Below are 4,986 nucleotides of genomic sequence, written 5' to 3'. Positions count from 1 at the left end.
ACTATAAATGAGCCAACCAGATATCTTTCAGTTCTTAGAGAAATCAAAGACATCTGCATTGCGTTAGATATGGAAAAAAAATACATGGATTTCTATTTGTTATACTCTGCGAAAAGTGATCTCAATGAATCAGAGGTACAGTGGTACTGGGATGGTGCAGACAGCACAAATATCGACCGAATAATTGGGAAGGTATTTGAGAATTATCTAGATAGGAATAAAAGTAAATAGTAGTTTTACTACAACTCGTAAATATTCAAATGAAATTTTTGACCAAAATATTATTACTTGTCATTATCGACTTCTGCATTATATGGGTCTGGGTGAGAACAATGGATCCCGATCCCAGTGTATCAATTGGCATAATTTTGCTAATTCCATTTGTGATTGTAATAAATCTTATTATCGCAGGAATTTTATTTTTCTTCAAAAAACAGTACTCGAAATTTTTTTTGATTAATGCAGTGATTTCAGCATTAATCATAAATTTTCTTTTTAGTGCAGAAATTAGTAGACATCAGAGAAATCGACTTGAAAGTTGGAAATTCAAATATAACAACAGGATATATGAGATAGTACATTGGAAATCAGAAGGTACTTTTAGCATGAGTGAACAACTAGATCCTGGCACATCATTGGAATTTCTGGAAGGAAAGTTTGTTGAGTCTAATAAGGAATATTATCTAACTACAGATTCCACTAAATATGTTATCCGAAAAAATGTTCTTTACGGTTTCGGAAATGGAAGTAAGGGGATTGCTTTAAAAAAGAATGACCTCTAGTTTTTGTACTTATGAAATTTAGTTCGATTTATGAAAATTGATCAAATATCAGAAATTGGAATAGATGCGCAGCAAAGGTTTTACATAAAACCCTCATCAGCCCGTTTTGATCTCATTTACAGAACAGCTACAGAAGTACACTGGGATGCGAGCGGACTTTTCCTATTTTCACCGAAGCCGAGAGAATGGAGTTACTTAGATTGGTACAAACACATAGTTGACGTAGTGAATAATGAGTGTGGTTATAAGCTGGTATTGAACGACGAAACTATATGGACAAACATTCCCAAGGAATTAAAGCAAGAAATTATACAATTGAATTAGAAATCGTTTAAATAAAAGCGGAAATGATCTCCGGCCATTCCCGCTCAGCAAATGTATGTCGGCAATGTGCGAGGTCAGTTTTTTCTTAATTCCGCACAGGAAAGAGCGAATCTCTATTTAGGCAAACTTTATTAGTGGCATATTTTTAGACAATTTCGACGGCTGTTGGCACTAGCGGTACAGAAGACCTTGTTTTTTTATCCCTTTTGCCTTTAACACCGAATCACCCACCATTTTTTGTGAATTCGCGCGAATTTTGGCAATCCCCAAAAGCAAAAACCCTGCTAATCGTGCGATTGCAGGGTTTGATACATTTTGATGGTCTTTAGTATGATCCCGGAGGGACATGTATACCTCCTGATCTGTTTAGACTGTAGCGTTAAACTTTAGGTAAGCTGTAGCCGTTGTGATACTGGGCCAACAGGTATTTATCGTTTACCTTCTGGTCTGTAAACTGATGTTTGGCATTGTCCCATGATAATTTTTGTCCGCTTCTGAAGGCAAGATTTCCCATTTGGGCAACGGTAGCTACATGCGCAGCATCTTGTATAGAACAATTCAGTTCTTCTTTTTTTCTGGATCTCACCACACTAAAGAAATTGACCATATGATTGTCCAGTCCATTGTCTGAAGATTTAACAAAGGGCTTACTCACTTTATTGCCGCTTACCTTTTCTTCAATAACTTCCCAGCCTTGCCTGTTGAGGATCAGCGTGCCGTTGTTACCGATATAGGCAATCCCATGGTTGCGGTTGTAAGAGCCGTTATCAATGCCCATGGCAGAATCCCATACCATGTTGAACTTGTCAAACTCATATAAGGTAGTGAGCGTATCAGGCGTTTCTTCATACAGATCGGGATAGGCGAAGCGGCCACCCAGTGCAGATATGGTTTTTGGTACGGGTGAATTCATGCCCAGCAAGCCATAATCCAATAAATGCACGCCCCAGTCGGTCATTAACCCACCGGCATAATCCCAGAACCAGCGGAAATTGAAGTGATATCTGCTGGCATTGAATGCTCTTTTATTCGCCGGCCCAAGCCACATGGCATAATCAACGCCTGCAGGGGGTAGGGTATCTGGTACTATGGGGGCAGGTTTCATCCAGCCCTGGTAACACCATACTTTTACCGTTCTGATATTTCCTAGCTGGCCACTCTTTACAAAATCAACAGCATCTTTAAAATGTTGCTGACTGCGCTGCCATTGACCTGCCTGCACAACCTTATTGTATTTTTCCTGCGCTTTGACCATGGTACTGCATTCGACAATAGAGTTGCCGACCGGTTTTTCGACATATACATCTTTACCTGCCTGTACTGCATGGATCATCATCAGGGCATGCCAGTGATCGGGTGTGCCGATAATTACGGCGTCGACATCTTTGTTATCGAGCAGCGCACGATAATCTTTATATCTTTTTACTTTCGCGGCGTCAACATTCATCGACTTTAATTCGGCCATCCTTTCATCAAGCACATTGGCATCACTGTCGCACAGGGCGATCAGGTTTACGCCCGGTACTTTGAGGGCCGCTTTGAGGTCGGACCATCCCATGCCTTTGATTCCTATTACACCAATATTGATTTGGTCGTTTGCGCTAATAGTCTTACTGAAAAGGGCATAGGCAGGATTGTCTAAGGCAGAAAGCAGGGCAGTGGTTCCTACTGCGGTTGCAGCGTAGTTGAGGAAATTTCTACGGTTTAACATTTAATTTAGGTTAGATTTATACTGAAAGTAAATTACAAAATAATTAGCGGAGCATCCAGGGTATGGGTAAAATTAATAAGAATGTTACCAGGCCGGCGCTTCTGTTCGAATCCCTTTTAAACAAAAAATCCGCCAAATTCGTTGGAGCATTTCTATGATCGCGCTGAAACGTACACTTAGTGCGAAGATCAGCACTTAATAGTATTTAATGCGGTTTAAATTTTGACTCACCTAATCGCTCTATATGTTTTAGATGCAATTGCTATTAATGAAATATTTTAAGTGAAAAATTTCAGGAAATTTCGGGATTGTGAATAAAAATTGATGAATTAAGAAGACTTAGAATAATTTTAATTTAACGACTTCCTGAATTCAAGAGGCGAAATATCAGTTTTAGCTTTAAATAATTTACTAAAAGATTGAGAATGCTCAAACCCCAATTCATAAGCAATTTCACTCACTGAAAGTTCAGTTGTTGAGAGTTTTTCTTTGGCTTTTTCAATCAGCTTTTCGTGGATGTGCTGTTGCGTGGTTTGTCAGGTTAAATTTTTCAAAAGACTCCGCATATAGTATTGCGACATATTGAATTTGTCTGAAAGAAGCCGAACACTCGGCAAACCTTGTTCTTTGAGATTATTTCCTTTGAAATAATCTTTGAGCAGAATTTCCAGACGTTCCAAAAATTGATGATGCGCTTTATAACGCGTAATAAACTGTCGCTGATAAAATCTTTGAGAATAATTCAAAAGCGTTTCTAACTGAGAAATAATAATGCGCTGACTGAATTTATCAATGTTGGTTTGATATTCCTGCTTGATGTTATCAGTAATTTGCTGGATTTTTATTTCTTCATCTTCGGATAAAAATAATGCTTCATGGACAGAATAGTCAAAGAATTCATATTTCTTGATTGCGCTTGCCAATGGCGTATTCCAAAGAAAATCCGGATGAATCATCATCATCCATCCGGACGGATTTTTGCCATTTTCTTCTCGTATGACGCTCAGAATCTGATGTGGAGCCATACAGAACATCACGCCTTCATCAAAATCGTAATCCTGCTGCCCATATCTATATTTATGATTCATATCTCTCTTGACAGAAATCATATAAAAATCAAACATCAAACGCTGCTTTCCGCTTTCCAAAGCCGGCGCCATATCTTCAAAATTAATCACACTGATGAGCGGATGTTTTGGCTTTGGCAAGCCACGCAAAGTGTGAAATTGAGAGATGGTTTTTATTCTTATTGGCGAATCAGACATCCGTTTAATATTTAATCAAATTTAATGAATATAAAGGTACAGACTATTTTGCCTCAGAGAAATAAACATCATTTTGCAAATCTTCCATCAAAGTTGGGTGTTGAGGATTCCAACCTAATGTTGTCTTAGTTACTTCACTTGAAGTCAGATTGTTAAGCTTTACAAAATGTGCAAACCAGCCGAAATGTGCTGCTGCTTCATCGTTTGTTAGGGAAACAAGTGGAATCTGCAATTTTTCTGCAATAAAAGTTGCAATGTCTTTAAATGGAATTCCCTGTTCTGCAACTGCGTGATATCTAGTTCCGCTTATAAAAGGTTTTTCCAAAGCTAATCGGTACAGTTTTGCTGCATCAAGTCTGTGGACAGCAGGCCAGAAATTATTGCCATCATTAATAATTGCAGCCTTTCTTTTTTCTTTTGCAATATTAATCGAGGTCGGAACAAAACCAATTACATCTCCTTTACCGTGAACAGATGGAGAGAGTCTTACAACGGCAACTTTCACACCTTTTGCAGCTACGGCGTCAGCTGCATTTTCTGTTGCGATTCTGGGATGCGGATTGTTTGCGGAAAGATCTTTTTCAGTTGTGATTCCCTCTTTTGAAAAAAGTGCAGTTCCTGAAGTGATGAGAAAAGATTTGTCTGTTCCCATTAAAGCTTCGCCTATTGTTTCAATCACTTTTCCATCAAGTTTACACATTTCCTCAAATCTTGTAAAATCGTGGACAAATCCTAAATGAATCACTGCATCTGAAGCGATAGCTCCTGATTTCAAACTTTCAAAATCGTTTAAATCTCCGCTGTGTGCTTCTGCGCCGGCTTCAATCAATTTGTTTACTGATTCTTGCGAACGAGCCAATCCCAAAACCTGGTGCCCATGGGCTAATAATTCCTGTACTACGGC

Annotated in this window: 6 protein-coding genes and 1 pseudogene; 3 read left to right on the top strand and 4 right to left on the bottom strand. The window is 38.7% G+C overall.

Annotated features, from left to right (window positions below; genetic code table 11):
- From AC1DND_RS19275 to AC1DND_RS19265, 3 genes are all read left to right on the top strand, one after another.
- Positions 1 to 231, top strand: a 231-nt coding sequence (locus AC1DND_RS19275) for a hypothetical protein (RefSeq protein ID WP_477584070.1), incomplete at its 5' end; no start/stop codon positions are given.
- Between the two features lie 374 nt (positions 232 to 605).
- Positions 606 to 782 carry a hypothetical protein gene (locus AC1DND_RS19270; RefSeq protein WP_477584068.1) on the top strand — a complete coding sequence of 59 codons (177 nt, stop codon included), beginning with the start codon at positions 606 to 608 and terminating at the stop codon, positions 780 to 782.
- A gap of 30 nt (positions 783 to 812) precedes the next feature.
- Positions 813 to 1,106 carry a hypothetical protein gene (locus AC1DND_RS19265; protein ID WP_477584066.1) on the top strand — a complete coding sequence of 98 codons (294 nt, stop codon included), beginning with the start codon at positions 813 to 815 and terminating at the stop codon, positions 1,104 to 1,106.
- 379 nt (positions 1,107 to 1,485) lie between these two features.
- Here AC1DND_RS19265 and AC1DND_RS19260 read toward each other — a convergent pair whose 3' ends face one another.
- From AC1DND_RS19260 to AC1DND_RS19245, 4 genes and pseudogenes are all read right to left on the bottom strand, one after another.
- Positions 1,486 to 2,817 carry a Gfo/Idh/MocA family protein gene (locus tag AC1DND_RS19260; protein ID WP_477584064.1) on the bottom strand — a complete coding sequence of 444 codons (1,332 nt, stop codon included), beginning with the start codon at positions 2,815 to 2,817 and terminating at the stop codon, positions 1,486 to 1,488.
- Between the two features lie 350 nt (positions 2,818 to 3,167).
- Positions 3,168 to 3,338 (bottom strand): annotated as a pseudogene (locus AC1DND_RS19255) (helix-turn-helix domain-containing protein); the annotation flags it as partial.
- Between the two features lie 15 nt (positions 3,339 to 3,353).
- Positions 3,354 to 4,082: an AraC family transcriptional regulator gene (locus AC1DND_RS19250; RefSeq protein WP_477584062.1), complete on the bottom strand. Its 729-nt coding sequence runs from the start codon at positions 4,080 to 4,082 to the stop codon at positions 3,354 to 3,356.
- 43 nt (positions 4,083 to 4,125) lie between these two features.
- Positions 4,126 to 4,986, bottom strand: an 861-nt coding sequence (locus AC1DND_RS19245) for an SDR family oxidoreductase (protein WP_477584060.1), incomplete at its 5' end; no start/stop codon positions are given.

The sequence above is a fragment of the Pedobacter sp. 01N416 genome (genome assembly GCF_056399685.1).
The sequence above is the reverse complement of the archived record's forward strand: the minus strand, read 5'-3'. Positions and strand labels throughout refer to the sequence as shown.

Excerpts from the sequence above, each read along its gene's own strand:
- AC1DND_RS19250 (WP_477584062.1), bottom strand. The coding sequence starts at position 4,082 with ATGTCTGATTCGCCAATAAGAATAAAAACCATCTCTCAATTTCACACT.
- AC1DND_RS19270 (WP_477584068.1), top strand. The coding sequence starts at position 606 with ATGAGTGAACAACTAGATCCTGGCACATCATTGGAATTTCTGGAAGGA.
- AC1DND_RS19260 (WP_477584064.1), bottom strand. The coding sequence starts at position 2,817 with ATGTTAAACCGTAGAAATTTCCTCAACTACGCTGCAACCGCAGTAGGA.
- AC1DND_RS19265 (WP_477584066.1), top strand. The coding sequence starts at position 813 with ATGAAAATTGATCAAATATCAGAAATTGGAATAGATGCGCAGCAAAGG.